This window comes from Enterobacillus tribolii, assembly GCF_003363015.1.
GTDB classification, from domain to species: Bacteria; Pseudomonadota; Gammaproteobacteria; order Enterobacterales; family Enterobacteriaceae; genus Enterobacillus; species Enterobacillus tribolii.
In genome coordinates this window covers 121,681-142,522 of the sequence record NZ_QRAP01000004.1, presented here as the reverse complement: position 1 = coordinate 142,522, position 20,842 = coordinate 121,681, and the positions used below count along the sequence as shown (strand labels likewise).

At 58.0% G+C, this 20,842-nt stretch carries 18 protein-coding genes and 1 pseudogene; 15 read left to right on the top strand and 4 right to left on the bottom strand.

Features of this window, described 5'->3' with window-relative positions:
• Window positions 1–73: 73 nt before the first annotated feature.
• The 10 genes and pseudogenes from napF to maeB all read left to right on the top strand — a co-directional run.
• Window positions 74–547, top strand: a pseudogene (napF, locus tag C8D90_RS10075) (ferredoxin-type protein NapF); the annotation flags it as partial.
• A 125-nt stretch (window positions 548–672) separates the two neighbouring features.
• The gene (gene napD / locus C8D90_RS10070) at window positions 673–939 is read left to right on the top strand and encodes a chaperone NapD (RefSeq protein WP_115458316.1); all 267 of its coding nucleotides are present in this window, start codon (window positions 673–675) and stop codon (window positions 937–939) included.
• Window positions 936–3,422, top strand: coding sequence for a nitrate reductase catalytic subunit NapA (gene napA / locus C8D90_RS10065; RefSeq protein WP_115458315.1), 2,487 nt, complete (start codon window positions 936–938; stop codon window positions 3,420–3,422). Before napD ends, napA begins: the two co-directional genes overlap by 4 nt.
• A gap of 20 nt (window positions 3,423–3,442) precedes the next feature.
• Window positions 3,443–4,195, top strand: coding sequence for a ferredoxin-type protein NapG (napG, locus tag C8D90_RS10060; RefSeq protein WP_115458314.1), 753 nt, complete (start codon window positions 3,443–3,445; stop codon window positions 4,193–4,195).
• The gene (gene napH / locus C8D90_RS10055) at window positions 4,195–5,058 is read left to right on the top strand and encodes a quinol dehydrogenase ferredoxin subunit NapH (protein WP_115458313.1); all 864 of its coding nucleotides are present in this window, start codon (window positions 4,195–4,197) and stop codon (window positions 5,056–5,058) included. The genes napG and napH overlap by 1 nt, the downstream gene beginning before the upstream one ends.
• Window positions 5,058–5,510 carry a nitrate reductase cytochrome c-type subunit gene (napB, locus tag C8D90_RS10050; protein WP_115458312.1) on the top strand — a complete coding sequence of 151 codons (453 nt, stop codon included), beginning with the start codon at window positions 5,058–5,060 and terminating at the stop codon, window positions 5,508–5,510. The genes napH and napB overlap by 1 nt, the downstream gene beginning before the upstream one ends.
• Before the next feature lie 12 nt (window positions 5,511–5,522).
• A complete protein-coding gene (gene napC / locus C8D90_RS10045; RefSeq protein ID WP_115458311.1) occupies window positions 5,523–6,143 on the top strand; it encodes a cytochrome c-type protein NapC in 621 nt (206 codons plus the stop codon).
• 138 nt (window positions 6,144–6,281) lie between these two features.
• Entirely contained in the window at window positions 6,282–6,854 is a 573-nt protein-coding gene (gene nudK / locus C8D90_RS10040) for a GDP-mannose pyrophosphatase NudK (RefSeq protein WP_115458310.1), read from the top strand.
• A 29-nt stretch (window positions 6,855–6,883) separates the two neighbouring features.
• A complete protein-coding gene (locus tag C8D90_RS10035; protein ID WP_115458309.1) occupies window positions 6,884–9,007 on the top strand; it encodes a DUF4132 domain-containing protein in 2,124 nt (707 codons plus the stop codon).
• Between the two features lie 185 nt (window positions 9,008–9,192).
• Window positions 9,193–11,472 (top strand): NADP-dependent oxaloacetate-decarboxylating malate dehydrogenase, encoded by a 2,280-nt coding sequence (gene maeB, locus C8D90_RS10030; RefSeq protein WP_115458308.1) that lies wholly within the window; start codon window positions 9,193–9,195, stop codon window positions 11,470–11,472.
• Window positions 11,473–11,588: 116 nt separating this feature from the next.
• Here maeB and C8D90_RS10025 read toward each other — a convergent pair whose 3' ends face one another.
• The gene (locus C8D90_RS10025; RefSeq protein ID WP_162844388.1) at window positions 11,589–14,405 is read right to left on the bottom strand and encodes an autotransporter outer membrane beta-barrel domain-containing protein; all 2,817 of its coding nucleotides are present in this window, start codon (window positions 14,403–14,405) and stop codon (window positions 11,589–11,591) included.
• Window positions 14,406–15,270: 865 nt separating this feature from the next.
• Here C8D90_RS10025 and C8D90_RS10020 point away from each other — a divergent pair.
• The gene (locus tag C8D90_RS10020) at window positions 15,271–15,459 is read left to right on the top strand and encodes a hypothetical protein (RefSeq protein WP_147291349.1); all 189 of its coding nucleotides are present in this window, start codon (window positions 15,271–15,273) and stop codon (window positions 15,457–15,459) included.
• A 3-nt stretch (window positions 15,460–15,462) separates the two neighbouring features.
• Here the strand turns inward: C8D90_RS10020 and C8D90_RS10015 are convergent, their stop codons facing one another.
• From C8D90_RS10015 to amiA, 3 genes are read right to left on the bottom strand one after another with little or no spacing between them, the layout of a single operon-like run.
• Window positions 15,463–15,915, bottom strand: a complete 453-nt coding sequence (locus C8D90_RS10015) for a YaiI/YqxD family protein (RefSeq protein ID WP_196238503.1) — start codon at window positions 15,913–15,915, stop codon at window positions 15,463–15,465.
• 16 nt (window positions 15,916–15,931) lie between these two features.
• On the bottom strand, window positions 15,932–16,852 hold the full coding sequence (hemF, locus tag C8D90_RS10010) for an oxygen-dependent coproporphyrinogen oxidase (protein ID WP_115458304.1): 921 nt from the start codon (window positions 16,850–16,852) through the stop codon (window positions 15,932–15,934).
• Window positions 16,853–16,903: 51 nt separating this feature from the next.
• The gene (gene amiA, locus C8D90_RS10005) at window positions 16,904–17,773 is read right to left on the bottom strand and encodes an N-acetylmuramoyl-L-alanine amidase AmiA (protein ID WP_115458303.1); all 870 of its coding nucleotides are present in this window, start codon (window positions 17,771–17,773) and stop codon (window positions 16,904–16,906) included.
• A gap of 211 nt (window positions 17,774–17,984) precedes the next feature.
• Here amiA and C8D90_RS10000 point away from each other — a divergent pair, with 211 nt between their 5' ends.
• From C8D90_RS10000 to C8D90_RS09985, 4 genes are all read left to right on the top strand, one after another.
• Window positions 17,985–18,410, top strand: a complete 426-nt coding sequence (locus C8D90_RS10000) for a GNAT family acetyltransferase (RefSeq protein WP_115458302.1) — start codon at window positions 17,985–17,987, stop codon at window positions 18,408–18,410.
• Window positions 18,411–18,526: 116 nt separating this feature from the next.
• Window positions 18,527–19,000, top strand: coding sequence for a DUF2919 domain-containing protein (locus C8D90_RS09995; RefSeq protein ID WP_115458301.1), 474 nt, complete (start codon window positions 18,527–18,529; stop codon window positions 18,998–19,000).
• 44 nt (window positions 19,001–19,044) lie between these two features.
• Window positions 19,045–19,626 (top strand): RpoE-regulated lipoprotein, encoded by a 582-nt coding sequence (locus C8D90_RS09990; RefSeq protein WP_115458300.1) that lies wholly within the window; start codon window positions 19,045–19,047, stop codon window positions 19,624–19,626.
• Between the two features lie 134 nt (window positions 19,627–19,760).
• Window positions 19,761–20,663 (top strand): Dyp-type peroxidase, encoded by a 903-nt coding sequence (locus tag C8D90_RS09985; protein ID WP_115458299.1) that lies wholly within the window; start codon window positions 19,761–19,763, stop codon window positions 20,661–20,663.
• Window positions 20,664–20,842: the final 179 nt, after the last annotated feature.

Genomic DNA, 20,842 nt, shown 5'->3' with positions numbered 1-20,842 from the left:
GAAAATCCGACGCGTCGCCAATTATTTTAATTTTTTTGCATCAGGAACGATGCGCAATGTGAACGGAGCAAGTATGAACACGCTATCACGGCGTAGCTTACTCAGGGGCCGGTGGTCCCGGCCTGCACCGGCGCAGCGCCCGCCCTGGGCGATTGACGAGCAATCGTTCATTGACGGCTGCACACGGTGTCACGAGTGTATCGAGCATTGCGAATCCGGCGTACTGATTTCAGGCCCCGGAGGGTTTCCTGCCATTGATTTTCAGCGTGCGGAATGCACGTTCTGCCGGAAATGCGCGGAAGTTTGCCCGCAGCCGGTATTCGACTTACAGCAGGCGCGCCCGTGGACGCTGACCGCGTCGATCCAGGGCCATTGCCTGACGCAAAAAGGCGTGGAGTGCCGCGCCTGTCAGGATGCCTGCGAACCCTATGCCATTCGTTTTACCCCCCATGTGAGTGGTATTGCAAAACCCGTACTGGACCCATCCCGCTGTACCGGATGCGGAGCCTGTGTGGGCAACTGCCCCGTTGGGGCCGTTGACGTTGTGCCCGGGCAACAGCCCCTTCCTCAGGAAGCGGCGTTGCCCGAATCCGTTTTACCTAATCAGGTTTTACCCAACCAGGTTTTACCCAACAACGAGCAGAAGACGTCGTTAACACCGGGAAACGTACCATGAGCAATGAACTGTGGCATGTTTGCAGCCTGGTAGTTCAGGCCAGGCCAGAAGCGATACCGGAAGTTATCCGGGAGCTGGAATCCTGGCCGGGAACCGAGGTGGCTGTATCAGAACAAAAAGAAGGCAAGCTGGTGGTCGTTATGCAAGATGATGACACCGGAGTATTGCTGGATAGGATTGAGTCAGCGCGCAATGTGGCAGGCGTGCTGGCGGTGTCGCTGGTTTATCACCAGCAGGATGAGCAAGGTGAGGATACGCCATGAAACTCAGTCGTCGTGACTTCATGAAAGCCAACGCCGTCGCCGCTGCCGCAGCAGCTGCGGGGCTGACCATCCCCACAGTGGCCCAGGCCGTGGTGGGCGGGGCGGATGAAATTAAGTGGGATAAAGCGCCGTGCCGCTTCTGCGGTACCGGGTGCGGGGTGCTGGTCGGCACCCAGAACGGTCGCGTGGTTGCCTCACAGGGCGACCCGGACGCGCCGGTAAACCGTGGTCTGAACTGCATCAAGGGTTATTTCCTGCCCAAGATTATGTACGGTAAAGACCGTCTGACCCAGCCGTTGCTGCGTATGCGCGACGGCAAATTCCATAAAGAAGGCGAATTTACCCCGATCAGTTGGGATCAGGCCTTCGACATTATGGAAGAAAAGGTCAAAGCAACCCTGAAAGATAAAGGCCCGACCGGCATTGGTATGTTTGGTTCCGGACAGTGGACGGTTTGGGAGGGCTATGCCGCATCCAAGCTGTTCAAGGGCGGCTTCCGCTCCAACAACATCGACCCCAACGCGCGCCATTGCATGGCTTCCGCCGTGGTCGGCTTCATGCGTACCTTCGGTATGGACGAGCCGATGGGCTGCTACGATGACATCGAGCAGGCCGATGCGTTCGTGCTGTGGGGCTCCAACATGGCGGAGATGCACCCGATCCTGTGGTCGCGCATCACCAACCGCCGTCTGAGCGATAACAACGTTAAAGTGGCCGTGCTGTCCACGTTTGAACACCGCAGCTTCGAGCTGGCGGACAACGGGATGATTTTCACGCCGCAGAGCGATCTGGCGATCCTGAACTACATCGCCAACTACATCATTCAGAACAACGCGGTAAACCACGAGTTCCTGGAGAAGCACGTCAACATCCGCAAAGGCGTGACCGACATCGGTTATGGCCTGCGCGCGGATCATCCGCTGGAAAAAGCCGCGAAGAACCCCGGCGGCGACGGCTCCGAGCCGATGAGCTTCGAGGATTACAAGGCGTTCGTGTCCGAGTATACCCTGGACAAGACGGCCGAGATGAGCGGCGTGCCTAAGGATCAGCTGGAAGCGCTGGCGAAGCTGTATGCCGACCCGAAAGTGAAGGTCGTGTCTTACTGGACCATGGGCTTCAACCAGCATACCCGCGGCGTATGGGCGAACAACCTGTGCTACAACATTCACCTGCTGACGGGCAAGATCTCCGAGCCGGGCAACGGCCCGTTCTCGCTGACCGGTCAGCCCTCCGCGTGCGGCACCGCCCGTGAAGTCGGCACCTTCGCCCACCGTTTGCCCGCCGACATGGTGGTGACCAACGAGAAGCACCGCCAGATCACCGAAGAGAAATGGCAACTGCCGGCCGGCACCATTCCGGACAAGATCGGTCTGCACGCCATCGCACAGGATCGCGCGCTGAAAGACGGCAAGCTCAACTTCTACTGGACCATGTGCACCAACAACATGCAGGCCGGTCCGAACATCAACCAGGAACGTATGCCCGGCTGGCGCGATCCGCGCAACTTCATCGTGGTATCCGATCCGTATCCGACCGTCAGCGCCCTGTCTGCAGACCTGATTCTGCCAACGGCGATGTGGGTGGAAAAAGAAGGCGCATACGGTAACGCCGAGCGTCGTACCCAGTTCTGGCGCCAGCAGATTAAGGCGCCGGGCGAGGCAAGATCCGACCTGTGGCAGGTCATGGCATTCTCCAGACGCTTCAAGGTGGAAGATGTCTGGCCGGAAGAATTGATCGGCAAGAAACCGGAACTGCGCGGCAAAACGTTGTTTGACGTGCTGTACGCCAACGGCGTGGCGGACAAGTTCAGCGTTGATGAACTGCCGGCCGACCGCCTGAACGATGAATCACGCGATTTTGGTTTCTACGTGCAGAAAGGGCTGTTCGAAGAGTACGCCGGATTTGGTCGCGGTCACGGCCATGACCTGGCGGACTTCGAGGCTTATCACAACTCCCGCGGCATCCGCTGGCCGGTGGTGAACGGGAAAGAAACGCTGTGGCGTTACCGTGAAGGCTACGACCCGTTCGTGAAAGAGGGCGAGGGCGTGCGTTTCTACGGCAAGCCGGACGGCAAAGCGGTGATTTTCGCCCTGCCTTTCGAACCTGCTGCGGAAAGCCCGGACAAAGAATACGACCTGTGGCTGTCTACCGGCCGCGTGCTGGAGCACTGGCACACCGGCTCGATGACGCGCCGCGTCCCGGAACTGCACCGCGCATTCCCGGAATCCGTCCTGTTTATCCATCCGCAGGATGCCAAGACGCGCGGCCTGCGCCGTGGCGACAAGGTGAAGATCTCTTCCCGCCGCGGCGAGGTGATGTCCCTGGTGGAAACCCGCGGCCGTAACCGCGTACCGCAGGGCCTGGTGTACATGGCGTTCTTCGATGCGGCCCAGTTGGTTAACATTCTGACGCTGGACGCGACCGATCCGCTGTCGAAAGAGACGGATTTCAAGAAGTGCGCCGTTAAGGTTGAGAAGGTTTAACACGCAGGGAGCGAAGCCTGATGACTGAACAACGAGATAAAGGGCCTGCGCGGCGTCGCTTTTTGCGCGACGCGGTGCGGGGCGCCGGAGGGCTGGCCGGGCTGGCGTTGCTGATGGGGTTGCAGCAAAAGCAATCCCAGGCGCGCGATGGCCTGGCGCTGCGCCCGCCCGGCGCGTTGCCGGACGGAAAGTTTGAGAGCGCCTGCATTCGCTGCGGGCAATGCGTACAGGCTTGTCCGTATGACACGCTGAAGCTGGCGACGCTGGTGTCGCCGCTGAGCGCCGGTACGCCTTATTTCGTTGCCAGGGAGATACCGTGTGAAATGTGCGAGGACATCCCCTGCGTGGTGGAATGTCCGAGCGGCGCGCTCGATCCGGCGCTGACCAACATCGATGATGCGCGCATGGGGCTGGCGGTTCTGCTTGATCAGGAAAATTGCCTGAACTGGCAGGGGTTGCGCTGTGACGTGTGTTATCGCGTTTGTCCGCAGATCGACAAGGCGATAACTCTGGAGATGAGCCGGAACGAACGCACGGGGAAACACGCGCGCTTCATTCCGACCGTGCACAGCAATGCCTGCACCGGTTGCGGGAAATGCGAGGAGGCGTGCGTGCTGGACGTGGCGGCAATCAAAGTGTTGCCGCTGGCGCTGGCGCGCGGCGAACTCGGGCAGCACTACCGCCTGGGATGGGTGGAGAAGGAGAAAGCCGGTCATGCACTGGTGCCGGAAACCCCCGTCGTCCCCATTCGTCGTCCGCAGGGAGGTGAATAATGGCGAACAGCGTACGTGATGCCGGGCGCGAAGCCCGTTTACGCAAAGGCTGGTGGCTCAGCCATCGTTGGCTGGTGCTGCGCCGCCTGAGCCAGGCGCTGGTGTTGCTGATGTTCCTGTCCGGCCCGCTGTTTGGGGTGTGGATACTGAAAGGGAACTACAGCAGCAGCATGTTGCTGGACGTCATTCCGCTGACCGATCCGCTGATAATGCTGGAAAGCCTGGTCGCCGGGCACTGGCCGGCACTGACCGCGCTGGTCGGCGCGCTGCTGGTGGCCGGGGGTTACAGCCTGATCGCCAGCAGGGCGTTCTGCTCCTGGGTGTGTCCGCTTAATCCGGTTACCGATCTGGCGGCCTGGTTGCGTCGCCGCCTTGGCATCCGTCAGTCGGCCCAGCTTTCCAGAAACGCGCGCTACGGCATTTTGCTGGCGGTGTTGGCGGGAAGCGCGGTAAGCGGTTCCCTGCTGTGGGAATGGCTGAATCCGGTGGCCTTGTTAGGGCGCAGTTTGATTTTCGGCGCAGGGGCGGGGTTGTGGCTGATTGTGGCCATCTTCCTGTATGACCTGTTGGTGACGGAGCACGGCTGGTGCGGGCATCTCTGCCCGATCGGCGCACTGTACGGCGCGATGGGAGCCAAAGCGGTGGTGCGCGTCAGCGCGGAAAATCGAGAGAACTGTAACCGTTGCATGGATTGTTTCCACGTTTGTCCTGAGTCACAGGTGTTACGCGACCCTGTATTAAATAAAAATCACAGTCCGCTGGTATTGAGCAAAGATTGCATCAGCTGCGGACGTTGCATGGATGTGTGTGCAGAGCACGTATTCGAATTTAAGACACGATTTCATCGTTCGGGAGCTAAATAATGAAAAGCAATGTCCTGAAGAAGCGGCTTTCCTTGTGGGCAATGCTGCTGTCCCTGGCGATCGCCGGCGCGGCTTATGCGACAAGCAATGGCGTCGATCTCAGTGTATCCCCTGAGGTATCCGGAACGGCAGAAGGGCAGGTGAGGATGCCTAAGGAACAGGATCGTATGGCGCTGAACTATGTTAACCAGCCGCCGATGATCCCGCACAGCGTTGACGGATATCAGGTAACGAAAAACACCAACCGTTGTCTGCAATGTCACGGCGTTCAGAGCTATCGCGCGACCAACTCGCCGCGCATCAGCCCGACGCACTTTATGGACAGTGACGGCAAAGTTTTGGGCGAAGTCGCGCCGCGCCGCTACTTCTGTCTGCAATGCCATGTGCCGCAAGCTGACGCGGCGCCGATTGTCGGCAACAGCTTTACGCCTGCGCCGGGCTTTGGTCAGTAATCAGGGGGAATCATGGCTGAACAAAAATCAACCGCGCCTGAAGGCAAAAAGCCTGGCCTGATCCGCCGCTTATGGCAGTGGTGGCGCCGGCCGAGCCGTCTGGCGTTGGGAACGTTGCTGCTGTTGGGTTTTATCGCCGGAATTTTGTTCTGGGGTGGTTTCAACACCGGCATGGAAATGGCGAATACGGAGAAATTCTGTATCAGCTGCCATGAAATGCGCGATAACGTGTATCAGGAGTACATGGACACCATTCACTACAGCAACCGCAGCGGCGTGCGGGCAACCTGTCCGGATTGCCACGTGCCGAAAGAGTGGGTGCCGAAGATGGTGCGTAAAATCAAAGCGAGCAAGGAGCTGTATGCCAAAACGTTCGGCCTGATCGATACGCCGCAGAAGTTTGAGGCACACCGGTTAACCATGGCGGAGAACGAATGGGCGCGCATGAAGGGGAACGATTCGCAGGAGTGCCGTAACTGCCATAATTTCGAATATATGGACTTTACCGCGCAGAAGACCGTTGCTTCACGTATGCACGACGAAGGCATTAAAGCCGGGCAAACCTGTATCGATTGCCATAAAGGCATCGCGCACAAGCTGCCTGACATGAGAGGCATCCCCAGCGGTTTCTGATTCTGATGAACCGCGACCGGCGCCGCGCCGTTTAATGGACGGCGCCGTTCTTTTCCCCCGCGCCCCCGCGCAATAACCCACTTGCATTTCCCCGCAGACTGGCGTTTGCTTACGGTTCCCTGTCTGAAAGAGATCGATATGAAAATCAACATGATTTCGGACGAACTGCTGTCCGATAACTGGTTCGTGCTGCGTAAATATGTCTTTGATCTTCCGCGTCGCGGCGGCGGCGTGGTGCGTCAGATGCGCGAGGTTTACGATCGCGGCAACGGCGCCACCATTCTGCTGTATAACCTGGCGCGGCAAAGCGTGATCCTGACGCGCCAGTTTCGCCTTCCCACCTATCTCAACGGCAACCCGGACGGTATGCTGCTGGAAGCCTGCGCGGGCCTGCTGGACGGCGATGAGCCGGAGGCGTGCGTGCGGCGGGAGGCGATGGAAGAAACCGGTTTTCACGTCGGCGAAGCGACCAAGCTGTTCGAAGCCTATATGTCGCCGGGCGGCGTAACGGAGCTGATACACTTTTTCGCCGCGCCGTACGAGCCGGCGCAGCAGAGCGGGCGGGGCGGTGGTATTGAAGATGAAGATATCGAAGTGGTTGAAATGTCGTTCGTCGAGGCGCTGAGCGCGGTACGCGACGGACGGATTAAGGACGGGAAAACCATTATGCTGTTGCAATACGCGCAGTTACAGGGGTGGTGTAACCCCTGACGGGCACGCTAAGAAAAAGGAGTTTCACGATGTCTGCTTTCTCACCGTTTACCTGGCTGCTTGCCTGCCTGAACGCCGACGCTTCCGACCTTCCCCGGCCGGGAAGTCCTCTTCCCGACCTGAGCGAACTTTCCGCAGAGGAGTTGGGGGCGCTGTGGCCTGCGGCGTACCGTCAGCGCAATAATTTCGACTCTCCGGCGCAGCGGGAACTGGCCTACGCCGTGCTGGAGTACGGATGGCAGCACCGCCTTCCCGCCCTGGGGGACGCCGATGCCCTGGCGCTATTCCGGCAGTTGCACGCGTGGGACGAGGCGGTTCAGTCCCTGGCCTGGCTGACACAGGCGCCATGTGCCGGGCTTGCCGGGGAGCTGGAGCGGATTCTGACAGGGAGCGGAGAGCGCCGGTATGACGATGACCACTGGGCACGGCATCGTTATCAGGCATTTTGCCTGAGTGCGTTTGTGGATAAGAGACACCGGGAGCGCCTGAACCGGGCCGTTGCCGCTTATTGTGAAAATGCGCCTTATGCGCAGCGGGAGTTTTCACTGCTGCCGCAGCTGGCTTTCAGCAGTGTGCTTGCCCTGGCCTCATCGCAGACGGCGTATTATCACCCCAGAGAGCAGGACGAATGGCGCGATCCCCTGCATTTGCTGAGTGAAGAACCGGCGTATCTCGCCCTGGCGCAGGCGTTGGTAACGGAGGCGACCGAACGCATCAATGACATCCAGCGCGGTGCGATCCCCTATGTTGCTGACGGCGCTTTCCCGGTTGAGGATGCCCACGTCATTGCCCGCATGGTGCGGGTGGCCGCCTGGCGTGATGAAGCGTGGCTGGGGGCGCTGATTGAACGCCTGCTGCCCGGCGCAGCGGCTGCGCCGGCGTCGGTGACGGCGAAAACCCTGCCTTCGCAATCGCTGACCGTCGCGCTGGGGCATGCCGTAGAAGGCGTGCCAACGCCGGAGGGCGTCCGCGCGCTGCGTGCGGCGCTGAACGTGACGCGCCATGCGGGGATTAACAAAAAGCTGGCCCGGAATCTCAAACCGGCCGAACGCGCCCTGGCGCAGCGGCCCGAAACGGCTCTGCGGCTCGGCGATCTTTTACCGGCGGGTAAGCGGGGAAAGGGCGTACTGGCGACCTGTCTGGAGGCCTGTCTCTGGCAGGAAACCACGTTTTCCGTTCCGGAATGGCGGGAGAAACTGCTGGAGTCGCCGGCGGCGGGTACGCTGGTTCGCACATTAATCTGGTGCGTGCAGACGCCGGGGCAAGCGGTACGCGCATTTTTGCCGGAGCGTAACGGGAAATTCGTGGCGGCGGACGGCACGGCGCTGGCCTTCGCGGATGAGGAACGCATTGCGCTCTGGCATCCGCTGTATTCTGCGCAGGATGAGCGGGATGCCTGGCAGGCGCGCATCATGACGCAGCGCCTGGCGCAACCGTTCCGCCAGGCGTTCCGGGAATACTATTTTTACGATGAACAACAAGATGGATTCCATGCCGGCGCGTTTAGCGGTTATCAACTGGCGCTGCGCCCCCTGTTGGGGCTGGCGGGCCGTGAAGGATGGCATATCGGCGGCGGCTGGGACGACGGCGTGCTGGTGCGCCGTTTCGGCGCGTTTCGTGCTGAATTTCATGTTGGTGCCCGCTTGTATCCCGGCGTGCAAGGGTGGGGCGCATCGGGTGAGATCCGTTTTTTGCGTCAGGAGCAGCGGGGATGGGAAGCCGTTGACGCTGCACGGCTGCCGCCGGTACTGTTTTCCGAAATCTGCCGTGCGGTTGATTTGCTGGTCAGCCGGGCGGGTATTGCGGCGGTTTCTACGGATGATGATGGGCTTCCCGCCCATCACCGCGAGAAACATTTACGCTTTCTGAGCCAGACCGGGCGGATTGGCGCAATGCGCCGGGAGGTATTGCACCGGTTGTTTGCCGGGGATATCGCCGCCGGACGTTTGGGGATTGCGCGGAACCAGGCCAGCGTGGGGGAGTATGCGATCAACCTGACGACCGGGCGCGTAACCCGCGCGGGCGCGCCGGTAAAAATGGACGTACAGCAGGAAAAGGAAGATGCAGCACCGGTATTTTGGCTGCCCTATGATGAAAACCTGCTGAAACAAATCTGTGTTACCCTGAGGACGTTGCTGTTATCAACTTACTGAAATTCCGGATTATCTGTTCCTGAGTGAATGCTTGTTCCGGAAAATGCCTTTTGGTTAACCTGCGCAATCATTTCTTTTTCCGTATTTTGGCCTGACGCATGGTTTCGCGGATTTTCGCCACTATACTGGGTAAATTCAAAAAGACGTCAATATAGTAAACCATAAGCTGTAACAAGGACCCTACAATGGACGAACAACTCAAACAAAGCGCTCTTGATTTTCACGAATTCCCCGTACCCGGAAAAATTCAGGTTGTCCCGACCAAGCCTCTTGCCACCCAGCGCGATCTCGCCCTGGCGTACTCTCCCGGCGTTGCCGCGCCCTGTCTGGAAATTGAGAAAGACCCGCTGGCCGCCTATAAATACACCGCGCGCGGCAACCTGGTGGCGGTGATTTCCAACGGGACTGCGGTACTTGGCCTTGGCAATATCGGCGCACTGGCCGGGAAACCGGTAATGGAAGGGAAAGGCGTTCTGTTTAAGAAATTCGCCGGTATCGACGTTTTTGACATTGAGATAGACGAGCTGGATCCGGATAAGTTGATCGATGTGGTCGCAGCGCTGGAGCCGACGTTCGGCGGGATTAACCTGGAAGACATCAAGGCGCCGGAATGCTTCTATATTGAGAAGAAACTGCGTGAGCGCATGAAGATCCCGGTATTCCATGACGATCAGCACGGTACTGCCATCATCTGTACCGCCGCCGTTCTGAACGGGCTGCGCGTGGTGAAAAAGCAGATCAGCGACGTGCGCCTGGTGGTGTCCGGCGCCGGGGCATCGGCTATCGCCTGCCTTAACCTGCTGGTGGCGCTGGGGCTGAAGCGCGAAAACATCACCGCCTGCGACTCCAAGGGCGTTATCTATCAGGGCCGTGATGAGCACATGGCGGAAAGCAAGGCGGCTTACGCCATCAAAGACAACGGCTGGCGTACGCTGGCCGATGCGATTCCGCAGGCGGATATTTTCCTCGGCTGCTCCGGCCCCGGCGTAATGACGCAGGACATGGTGAAAACCATGGCGCGCGACCCGCTGATCCTGGCGCTGGCTAACCCGGAGCCGGAAATCCTGCCGCCGCTGGCGAAAGAGGTTCGCCCGGATGCCATCATCTGCACCGGCCGCTCTGATTTTCCGAACCAGGTTAATAACGTTCTCTGCTTCCCGTTCATCTTCCGTGGCGCGCTGGACGTCGGCGCGACGACCATTAACGAAGAGATGAAGCTGGCGGCGGTACATGCCATTGCCGACCTGGCGCTGGCCGAGCAAAGCGAAGTGGTGGCTTCCGCCTATGGCGATCAGGAGCTCTCCTTCGGGCCGGAATACATCATTCCCAAGCCGTTTGACCCGCGTCTGATTGTGAAGATCGCGCCGGCGGTGGCGAAAGCGGCAATGGATTCCGGCGTCGCAACCCGGCCGATTGAGGATTTCGATGCCTATATCGAGCATCTGACGGAGTTCGTTTATAAAACCAACCTGTTCATGAAGCCGATCTTCTCCCAGGCCAGAAAAGCGCCCAAGCGCGTGGTGCTGGCGGAAGGTGAAGAAGAGCGCGTATTGCACGCAACGCAGGAGCTGGTGACGTTGGGATTAGCCCAGCCGATTTTGATCGGGCGCCCGAACGTGATCGAAATGCGCATTAAGAAACTCGGTTTGCGTATCGAGCCGGGCAAAGACTTTGAGATCGTCAACAACCAGTCCGATCCGCGCTTTAATGAGTACTGGCGTGAGTATTACAACGTCATGAAGCGGCGCGGCATTTCTCAGGAGCAGGCACGGCGTGCGGTGATCGGCAATACCACGGTGATTGCGGCGATCATGCTGCACCGCGGCGAGGCTGACGCCATGATTTGCGGCACCATCGGCACCTATCATGAGCATTATGAGATCGTGCACGCCATTTTCGGCTACGGTAAGGATCGCCATGTGGCCGGGGCGATGAACGCCCTGTTACTGCCCAGCGGCAATACCTTCATCACTGATACCTACGTCAATGAAGACCCGAGCGCTGAGGAACTGGCCGAAATCACGCTGATGGCGGCAGAGACGGTGCGCCGCTTCGGGATCGAACCGAAGGTAGCCCTGCTGTCGCACTCAAGCTTCGGCACCTCTGACTGTGCCGGCGCGCGCAAAATGCGTCAGGTGCTGGCGCTGGTTAACGAAAGGGCGCCGGAGCTGGAAATTGACGGCGAAATGCATGGTGATGCGGCGCTGGTGGAGAGTATCCGTAACGACCTGATGCCGGACAGCCCGCTGCGCGGTTCCGCCAATATCCTGATCATGCCGAACATGGAGGCCGCGCGTATCAGCTATAACCTGCTGCGCGTGACGTCATCGGAAGGGGTGACCGTCGGGCCGGTGCTGATGGGGATTTCCAAGCCGGTGCATATCCTGACGCCGATCGCTTCCGTGCGTCGTATCGTGAATATGGTGGCGCTGTCGGTCGTTGAGGCGCAAACGCAGCCGCTGTAAGCGTAATCAGGCAGATGAACGGCCCGGGATTTCCCGGGCCGTTTTTTTTAATCGCTGGAAAACAGGAAAGAGGAGAGCGACTCTGCCCGGAAACAGAGCCGCTGCCCGTCAGGTCATCAGAAACGCCAGCGAACGTACAGATTCCCTTCCACCGAACTGGCATCAGAACGGAAGAGACGGCTGCTGACGTTCACGCCCATGTTGATGTCGTGGTTCAGGCTGTAATCCGCCGTGAGCGCCGCTTTCATGGCATCCCGTTTGCCCAGGCTGTTATCAACGCGCATCCCCGCATTGTTATAACCGGTGAAATGGGCATCGGTACTGAGGCCGTTATCCGCCAACTCTTTGTCCCAGCCCAGACGCAGCGAGGTTTTCAGTGCGCTGCCGTTCGCGAGCGGTTGGTTGTAATCTCCGCTGACGCCCAGCGTCGATCTGACGGAGTTCAGGTTGCTGCCGGAAACTTTCAGGGCATTGTCGCCGGACTCCGTGACGTCCGGCATGTGCAGCAGGGTATAGTCGAGGGTGGCGAACGGACCGGTGCTGAACATTTCGTTCAGTTTAAAGCGATAACCTACCGTGCCGTTAAGGCTGGCATTCAGACCCGTCCACTTACCGTGGGCGCGGCCGCTGTAGCCGTTGGCGTAAATGCGGCGGTCCATCCGGTCATCTTCCACGCCCAGACGGGTTTGGCCGAACAGCCACAGCCCCTCGGTTTCATCGACGGCGTAGCGGGCATGCAGGCCGGCGTTCACCGCGGTGGATTTGGCGGTGGCGTCATAGGGGGACTTGGCATCGGCTTTTTGGCCGCTGACGGCGCCGTGGAAGCCGAAGGTCCAGTCGTCAAAGCGCTCACTGCCTTTCTCCGCGCCGGCCAGAATGCCATAACTGGACGCATTGTACCCGACGGTGGCGGCATTGCTGTCTTGCCAGAAGCCACCGCCGAAGGGAACGGCAAAGCTTCGCCATTCGCCGGCGGGGACTTTTTTTCCTGTGTCCAGCAACATGTCGCTGAGCTGGTGCTCGCGGTTGAGCGAGTTATTGGCGGCCATGCTGTAAACCTCAGGGGTCAGCTTGGGCAGCGCCCGGCTGATGTCGCTGCCATCGGTCGCGGAGAAATCCAGCGCACGCAATAATGACGTCATATCACCGGAGGGCGGGGTGGCGCCGTTGCTGATATTGCTCAACGCATTGCCTGCGGCGCGGCTGTTGGCGTTGTTGGCATACTGGCTATATGCGCCCGCACTGCGGGTGAGATAAAACACGTCTTCGCTGCCCGTATTACGCGACGTCAGCGTTAATGTCGGGGAGGCGATTTGGCCGCTAACGCTGCTGAAGGCATTCGTGACGCTGCCGCTGACTTTTAGCAGCTCACTGGTTGTCCGCTGCCAGTTGCTTTGATAGTAATCCGGCAGTACGTCAAGCAGCAAACGGCCGTCCAGCTGGGCATTGCCGTTGATCACCAGGCTGTCATAGTCTGCGGCCTGCGTTTCCAGCAGCAACGTGCCTGTCTGGGTTTGTTTGTAATCACCCTCAAGCGTGATCGTTCCGATACTGTTGCCCGGCGCAAGTGTGCCGCTGTTAATAAGCGCATTACCGCTGGCAACTTTATAGGTACTGTTGCCCTTGAGCGTGGCATCCGGCAGGATCTCGGCCCCCAGGAGCAAGTGACTGCCGTTGAGTGATGTCGTACCCGCGGCAAAATTCAGCACAATGTTGGATGTATCCAACTGCGAGCGGATATTGCCGTTGTAAGTGAAGCTGAAATTTTCATCCGGTGCGTCCGATGCGCTGCCGTCCGTATTCATCGCCTTGCCGAAGTTGATCTGCGTGACGCGGACATTGCCATCTTCATCCTTTTGGCTGTAGTCGGAGACGATATCTCCGGAGATGGTGGCGCCGTTGAGGATATTAAACTGCTTAACCCAGCTGTTCCAGTTGGCGAAAATGGCGGCTTGTTTGCCTTTCAGATGACCGGAGATGTCGTAGGATTCAACGGCGGCCCCCTGGAGTTCGTCGGGAACCTGGCTTGCGGTGGTATCAATGTATGAACCCTTCAGGCCAGACTCCGAGCCCAGGATATTGGAGCCGAAGTCAAAGGCCGCGCCGATATCCCCCTCAACGGTGCCTTGCTGGATAATCCGGTGTTCTTTACCGTAGGCGACCAGTATGCCGTAGCCGTTGGTGCCGTTGGCGATAACCTTCGTCTTTTGCGGAATAATCACTGTATTCTCGCCGCCGTCAATGCGGATACCTACGCCGGCTTCGCCGGACGTCAGCAGGTCGGCATTCTGATAAACGGTATTATTGCTGCCGTAAATGTGCAAGCCGGTGCCGAGCGTGGCGGTATTAAACTCGCCGGATAAATACGCGGTACCCGCGTCGTTACGTTTAAAGTAGCCATTATCATTTTGAATGGTTTGATTATCGCCATAAATGGATGAACCATAATAGTCCCGCCGATCGAGGTTATAACCCAGATCCTGAAGCATGGCTAATTCCGCTTCCATCGGCGCCATATAATTACGGAATGACTGGTGGCTGAGCAGGCTGTTTTTCAGCTCAGAGTGTGACATATAATCGGTGTTGATGGTTTCATCATCGGACATAAGCTTAACCGGAATGCCTTTAAGCGCTCCGGCAAGGACTTCAGTAACGTTTTTCCCGCTGAAATAACCCTGGTCCTTTCTCAGATCGAATACATTATCTGTGTCCGGATTTTCACAGACTGAACACCATATGGACTGCCCAACCTGGGCGGCTTTATCATTGTCATCCCGCAGACCCACCATCCAGGCATACAACGCAGTATCGTTCATTTTAGGATTGGCTGGGGAAGAGGTCGGGTTTTTATTCTCATCAACAATCAGGGTATTCATGCCAAGCGCATGGGCAAGTTCATGCACAATAATAGCGGGCAGACTTAACTTATCCATTCCGGTAGGAACACTCCGCCACGGGCCGGTGTTGTTGTCAAAATTCATTTTCCCGACGTTTATAACGCCGTGGGCGCCATATTCGAGATCCTCATCCTTAACGGGAATATTTTGGAACATGGCCTGAAAGGCGGTTACCGCCAGACCCGGACCGGCTTCAACCGGAGAGCTGCCGGCCGAGGCGTTCTCTTCATTATATGTGCCAATATTAATAATGATCGGCGACTGCCCGGCTACAGGTTTAAGCATTTGTGCCCAGTAGCTGAGGCCCTGAAGAATATTGGTTCTGCTGTTACTATCCAGATTCCAGGTCGATTTCACCGGTTTATCGTTACTCTCGGTATAAGGACCATCTTGAGTACCATAAATTTTGGCGGTGAAGATTGTTTGACCAGAATTATTCTTGATGTCAATGCTATCGACCGCATAACTGGATGGTGCAAATAACGCAGCCTGAATCAGGCAAGCGATTGTGCTTATTTTTATCTTCATGACAACAGCTCCTTTCCAAAGTTGGAACTAAAGGCTTTTTATATATTTCATACTGATATGATTTGGCATTACATAAAGATTTTGTATATTTAATGCCGCTTATAATATCCTTTGGGTGACTCTGGTATCTATTTAGGGGTTATAACAGTGATGAACTCCTTTTCCATGGTATGAGAAACCATCTGCTATGTGGAAAATCGCAGCTGCACGAATTTCCCCGAAAGATGGATATATATGACTAATATTTTTTTTGTGAATATATTCCTGAAGGTAAGGAAATTTATTTTTCTGTAAAAAAAACGGTATTGAAATGGGATATGTCAGATTTTTCATCTTCCCACTCATTATTTCTTTCTTTTTGAGGTTGTGTTTATTGTTTCTGAATAACGGCACCTCAGCATGCCTTCATGTCTTTTCCCGTGATTGCCGGGCACACCTGGTTTGGTTGCATGCGGAAGACACCGTGCCGGACACGGTGCTGAGGGGGATGCGGGTGGAGCAGGGTGTTGTTGTTACGCGGGATAATGCGGACTGCGTCTGGTACACCGCCAAAGCGAATTAACGTTTAAGCCGGCCTGCGGCTTTTCTCCAGCAGCCATTTGTCCAGCTCGGCGGCGAACTGTTGGCGATCGCGCTGGTTCAGCGCTGCCGGACCACCGGTTTGTACCCCGCTGGCGCGCATCGTGTCCATAAAGTCACGCAGGGTCAGGCGTTCTTTGATGGTGGCTTCGGTATACCGCTCGCCGCGCGGGTTCAGGGCGGCGGCGCCTTTGTCCAGCGCTTCGGCCGCCAGCGGGATGTCCGCCGTGATAACCAGATCGCCGGGCGCGATGCGGCGTACGATTTCATTGTCGGCCACGTCGAACCCGGCCGGGACGCACAGGCTGCGGATAATCCGCGAGGGCGGAGTGCGGATCGGCTGATTGGCGACCAGGGTTACCGGCGTTTGCGTTCGCTCTGCCGCCCGGAACAGGACTTCTTTGATAACGTTGGGGCAGGCATCGGCATCGACCCAGATTTGTGTACAAGATTGCTTATTCACCGGCTTCTCCCAGCCAGTCGCGGACCGGCAAAAAATCGCGGCTGAGGGCGCTTTCCGGGCTGCCCTCCGCCGGTTGATAGTCGTATTCCCAGCGCACCAGGGGCGGCATGGACATCAGAATGGATTCGGTACGTCCGCCGCTTTGCAGCCCGAACAGCGTACCGCGGTCCCACACCAGGTTAAATTCGACGTAACGTCCGCGGCGGTAAAGCTGGAACTGACGTTCCCGTTCTCCCCAGGGCATGTCGCGGCGGCGTTCGAGGATCGGCATATAGGCGGAAAGAAAGCCTTCGCCCACGGCGCGGGTAAAGGCAAAGCAGCGATCGAAATCCGGCGTGTTCAGATCATCGAAGAACAACCCGCCCACGCCGCGCGCTTCAGCGCGGTGTTTGAGATAAAAATAATCATCGCACCAGGCCTTGTAACGGGGGTAAACATCGTCACCGAACGGGCGGCACAGGTCGCGGGCGGTACGGTGCCAGTGAAGCACGTCCTCGCGGAAGCCGTAAAACGGCGTGAGATCGAAACCGCCGCCGAACCACCAGACCGGCGCTTCGCCCGGCTTTTCCGCAATAAAGAAGCGCACGTTGGCGTGGCTGGTGGGAACGTAGGGGTTGCGCGGGTGCAGTACCAGCGACACGCCCATTGCGGTGAAGCTGCGTCCGGCCAGCTCCGGCCGGTGCGCGCTCGCTGAAGCCGGTAAGGCCGCACCATGTACGTGAGAGAAGTTGACGCCGGCCTGTTCGAATACGCCGCCGTCGCGCAGTATGCGGCTGCGCCCGCCGCCGCCGGCCTCGCGCTGCCAGTCGTCTTCGAGAAAATGACCGCCGTCGGCGGCGGCGAGTTTATGGCAAAGGGTGTCCTGCAAAGTAAGCAGAAACTCCCTGACCGGTAACGAAGAAGGCTGGCTCATGATCGCTTTTCAATGATGGATGACAGACGAAAGCGGTCAGTATATCAAACATCATCCGGGGCGGCGTCGCTCGTTGGCATTGAAATAATCGATATATTTAACGATGCCGCCGGCGATCGCCCTGGCGATTTCCTGGCGGAATGCGGGGGTGCTGAGCAGCTTTTCTTCCTGATGGTTGGTGATGAACGACGTTTCAACCAGCACGGAGGGAACCGAAGGCGACTTCAGCACCGCGAAGGCGGCCTGTTCGGTTTCTCCGCTGTGCAGACGATGAACCGAACGGATGTGATCCAGTACGTGGTTGCCCAGCATCAGGCCATTCTTGATGGTGTCGGTCTGGACCAGATCGAACAACACCTGTTGCAGATAGTCATTGTCCTTTTCGGCGTATTGGGCGCCGGCGATGCGGTCGGCGTCGTTTTCGCGCTGCGACATGTAGCGCGCCATGGCGCTGCTGGCGCCGCGGTTGGAGAGCGCGAACACCGAGGCGCCTGAGGCGGCGGCATTGGTATAACCATCGGCGTGAATGGAGACGAACAGATCGGCCCGGTGCTCGTGGGCGATTTCCACCCGGCGGTAGAGGGGAATAAAGTAGTCATCCTCGCGGGTCATGCGTACCTCGATGTTCGGGGTCTCCCGCAGGCAGTCGCGCACGGAGTGGGCGATTTCCAGCACCACGTGTTTTTCTTTGGCGCCCTGATGGCCGACTGCACCGGGGTCGATGCCGCCGTGCCCCGGGTCCAGCATGACGATTTTGCGCTCGCCCGCGGCTTTGGGCGACGACGGCGTGCGCAGCATGGATTGCGCGGCCTGCGCCTGCGAAAGCCGGCTGCCGGCCAGCATCATTGCCAGGCCGGAAAGCAGAAATTGACGACGGGAAGCAATTCGGGGTAATAATCTGAAATTCGAGAAGGCTTTCATGTGATTACCGTTAGATGACGGGCGTGATTGAATGGTAGCTTACCCGGTGCTATGGCGACGAGATGATAACTATTTCCATTTGTTTCGTATCGTTTCTGTACGCGCCGGCCAGAGGAAATCGCTGATTCTGCAAAATGATGATAATTCTCGTTGCGTATCAGGCCATTCCGGCGATAATCAGGGATAGAAATCATCAATAACGGCCTGAGTCATGGATATCCGCGTATTTAAACAAGCCGACTTTGAAGAAGTGATTACGCTGTGGGAACGCTGCGATCTGTTGCGTCCGTGGAACGATCCGGAAACCGACATTGAACGCAAGCTGCACCACGATGCTGATTTGTTTTTGGTGGCCGAGGTCGGGGGTGAAGTTGTCGGCAGCGTCATGGGGGGCTATGACGGGCACCGGGGTTATGCATATTACCTGGGCGTTCATCCCGATTTCCGCGGCCGGGGCATAGCCAATGCGCTGATTAGCCGGCTGGAAAAGAAGCTGATTGCCCGGGGTTGCCCGAAAATCCAGCTGATGGTGCGCGAAGACAACGATGCCGTAACCGGCATGTATGAAAAGCTGGGCTATGAGCCGCAGGATGTTATCTGCCTCGGCAGGCGACTGATTGAGGACCAGGAATATTGAAGACCGCCGCCTTCGGAGGCTGCGGTATGAACCGTCTCGTTATCCGGCTGGCGCGTTATTTTTAGGCGCCGGCCGATTTTTTATTATCAGCAAAAGCGTTTCTGTTGCCGGAAAAGATGGGAAAAGCCGTTTATTCTCCTGAAGATTATGATGTCCACGGCGTGCTGCGCCTGCCGTGGACCTTCTGGCTGGTATTGATTCTGCTGGCGAAAACCTGGTTGTTGTTCGTGGCCGCCGGCGCGTCGCGCCAGCAGGGCGAAGAACTGCTGATGCTGTTTTACCCCGACAGGGGGTTATTCTGGCTGGGAATGCTGCTTGGCTTGCCGGCGGCGCTGGGGTTTATTCTCAGCGGCTACCGCCAGCGCTGGCCGCGTGTGTGGCAGGGGTGGCGCTGGGTGCTGATTGCCAGCGTGCTGGCCCAGATTGCCTTACAGGGGATGCTTATCCGGCAGGCGGGAAGCGACCTGCCGTGGATGACCGGCGCTTTCTTATTGCTTGATATCGCCGCGTTGGCCTACCTGCTGCTGAATGCGCGCTTAATTGATAGTTTTCGGCACTTTTTGCCGGATCAGGACTCCAATCAGGTCTGAATGTAATAATGCCGGCGTAAGCCGGGAACCAAGGAGCTTTACGCATGAATTACCGTTTTCTGTTGCTGGTCGCACCGTTGCTGCTCAGCGGCTGTTCCACGCTCAGTCAGCTCTCCTGGTCCAGCCTGTCGCCGTTTAACTGGTTCAGCAGCACACCGGAAGTAACGGAAAAAGGCGTTGGCGATATCACCGCCAGCACGCGTATGGATCAGGACGCCGTCAGCAAGGCGCTGAACAACGATTACCGAATCCGCACCGGCATGGCGACCCATAACGGTGACATCATCGCGTTTTATCAGGCGATGGAAGACGGGGATGTCAGGCTGGTCATTACCGGTAAGTCCAAAGGAAACGTAGAGCAGGTTGACGTGATGGACCCGAAAATCCGCTATGGCAAGGTGCGGATCGGTACGCCGTTCAGCGAGCTGTACCAGCGGGCATTCGGCGCCTGCCAGAAGTCCTCGGGCGATTATGAAAACGCCGTAGAATGCCGCGCGCCGGGCAGCAGCCACGTCAGCTATCTCTTTACCGGCAACTGGCGCGGGCCGGCCGAGCTGATGCCGGACGATGTCACGCTGCGTGCCTGGACGCTGAACAAAATTATCTGGCGCTCCGCCGTGTATTAAACATGTTTTGCTTTGAAGCAAGGCAAATGCGTCCGCGCCGGGTAAAATAGGTGCGGACGAGGCGCGGGAGAATGCGCCGTATTTCACCCTAAAAAAGCCTGAGCACAGGCTTTTTCCACGCATGAGGATCCGTTATGTCTCAACCCCAGAGCGGCATTTTACTGGAGCATTGCCGTTTCGGCATTTTTATTGAAGCGAAGGCGACGGGAGACTTTGCCGGACTGCGGCAGGGATGTAAGGCCCTGGTTGCCGCGCTGGATGCGCTGCGTCAGCAATATCCGCAGGAGCGCCTGGGCGCGGTGGTAGCCTTCGGGCATGATGTCTGGCGCGAATTGAGCCAGGACAAAAGCGCCCCCGACCTGAAACCCTTCACGCCGCTGGGGAACGGTATTGCGCCGGCCACGCAGCGCGATGTGCTGATTCATATTCAGTCTTTGCGCCACGACATCAACTTCTCCCTGGCCCAGGCCGCGCTGAGCGCATTTGGCGGCGCTATTGTGGTTGAAGAGGAGATCCACGGCTTCCGTTGGGTGGAGGAGCGTGACCTGAGCGGTTTTATCGACGGCACTGAAAACCCGGTAGACGACGCCCGCCCGCTGGTGGCCGTGATCGGGCAGGATGACGCCGCCTCCGCCGGCGGCAGCTATGTCTTCGTTCAGCGCTGGGAACATAACCTGAAGCAGTGGTCGCGTTTCTCTACCGAGCAACAGGAGCAGATCATCGGCCGTACCAAACATGACAGCGAAGAGCTGGACCCTGATGCGCGCCCGGATACCTCGCATGTCAGCCGCGTCGATCTGAAAGAAAACGGCAAAGGGCTGAAGATTTTGCGCCAGAGCCTGCCGTACGGCACGGCCAGCGGTAAGCACGGCCTGATGTTCATCGCTTACTGCGCGCATCTGCACAACATTGAACAGCAACTGCTGAGCATGTTCGGCGATCTGGACGGCAAGCGCGATCAGTTGCTGCGCTTCAGCCGCGCGGTAACCGGCAGCTACTACTTCGCGCCTTCCTTGGATCGCCTGCTGGCGCTGTAATCCCGTTTTTCGCCGGTGCAGCCCGCGCGCCGGCGAATCCTTCCCGCAATATGTTTCCTTCCTGTTACCGGCTTATAGCGTTTAACGCTTACACAGTACGAAACGGTATATAAAACCATTACATCTTTCATCCCGGTTATAAATACACTGACAGTCAGAACACGGCGTTATGCCGCACC

What these genes read in the sequence shown, in the direction of transcription:
- napD (WP_115458316.1), top strand. Translation starts at nt 673, where the DNA reads ATGAGCAATGAACTGTGGCATGTTTGCAGCCTGGTAGTTCAGGCCAGG.
- napA (WP_115458315.1), top strand. Translation starts at nt 936, where the DNA reads ATGAAACTCAGTCGTCGTGACTTCATGAAAGCCAACGCCGTCGCCGCT.
- napG (WP_115458314.1), top strand. Translation starts at nt 3,443, where the DNA reads ATGACTGAACAACGAGATAAAGGGCCTGCGCGGCGTCGCTTTTTGCGC.
- napH (WP_115458313.1), top strand. Translation starts at nt 4,195, where the DNA reads ATGGCGAACAGCGTACGTGATGCCGGGCGCGAAGCCCGTTTACGCAAA.
- napB (WP_115458312.1), top strand. Translation starts at nt 5,058, where the DNA reads ATGAAAAGCAATGTCCTGAAGAAGCGGCTTTCCTTGTGGGCAATGCTG.
- napC (WP_115458311.1), top strand. Translation starts at nt 5,523, where the DNA reads ATGGCTGAACAAAAATCAACCGCGCCTGAAGGCAAAAAGCCTGGCCTG.
- nudK (WP_115458310.1), top strand. Translation starts at nt 6,282, where the DNA reads ATGAAAATCAACATGATTTCGGACGAACTGCTGTCCGATAACTGGTTC.
- C8D90_RS10035 (WP_115458309.1), top strand. Translation starts at nt 6,884, where the DNA reads ATGTCTGCTTTCTCACCGTTTACCTGGCTGCTTGCCTGCCTGAACGCC.
- maeB (WP_115458308.1), top strand. Translation starts at nt 9,193, where the DNA reads ATGGACGAACAACTCAAACAAAGCGCTCTTGATTTTCACGAATTCCCC.
- C8D90_RS10025 (WP_162844388.1), bottom strand. Translation starts at nt 14,405, where the DNA reads ATGGATAAGTTAAGTCTGCCCGCTATTATTGTGCATGAACTTGCCCAT.
- hemF (WP_115458304.1), bottom strand. Translation starts at nt 16,852, where the DNA reads ATGAGCCAGCCTTCTTCGTTACCGGTCAGGGAGTTTCTGCTTACTTTG.
- amiA (WP_115458303.1), bottom strand. Translation starts at nt 17,773, where the DNA reads ATGAAAGCCTTCTCGAATTTCAGATTATTACCCCGAATTGCTTCCCGT.
- C8D90_RS10000 (WP_115458302.1), top strand. Translation starts at nt 17,985, where the DNA reads ATGGATATCCGCGTATTTAAACAAGCCGACTTTGAAGAAGTGATTACG.
- C8D90_RS09995 (WP_115458301.1), top strand. Translation starts at nt 18,527, where the DNA reads ATGGGAAAAGCCGTTTATTCTCCTGAAGATTATGATGTCCACGGCGTG.
- C8D90_RS09990 (WP_115458300.1), top strand. Translation starts at nt 19,045, where the DNA reads ATGAATTACCGTTTTCTGTTGCTGGTCGCACCGTTGCTGCTCAGCGGC.
- C8D90_RS09985 (WP_115458299.1), top strand. Translation starts at nt 19,761, where the DNA reads ATGTCTCAACCCCAGAGCGGCATTTTACTGGAGCATTGCCGTTTCGGC.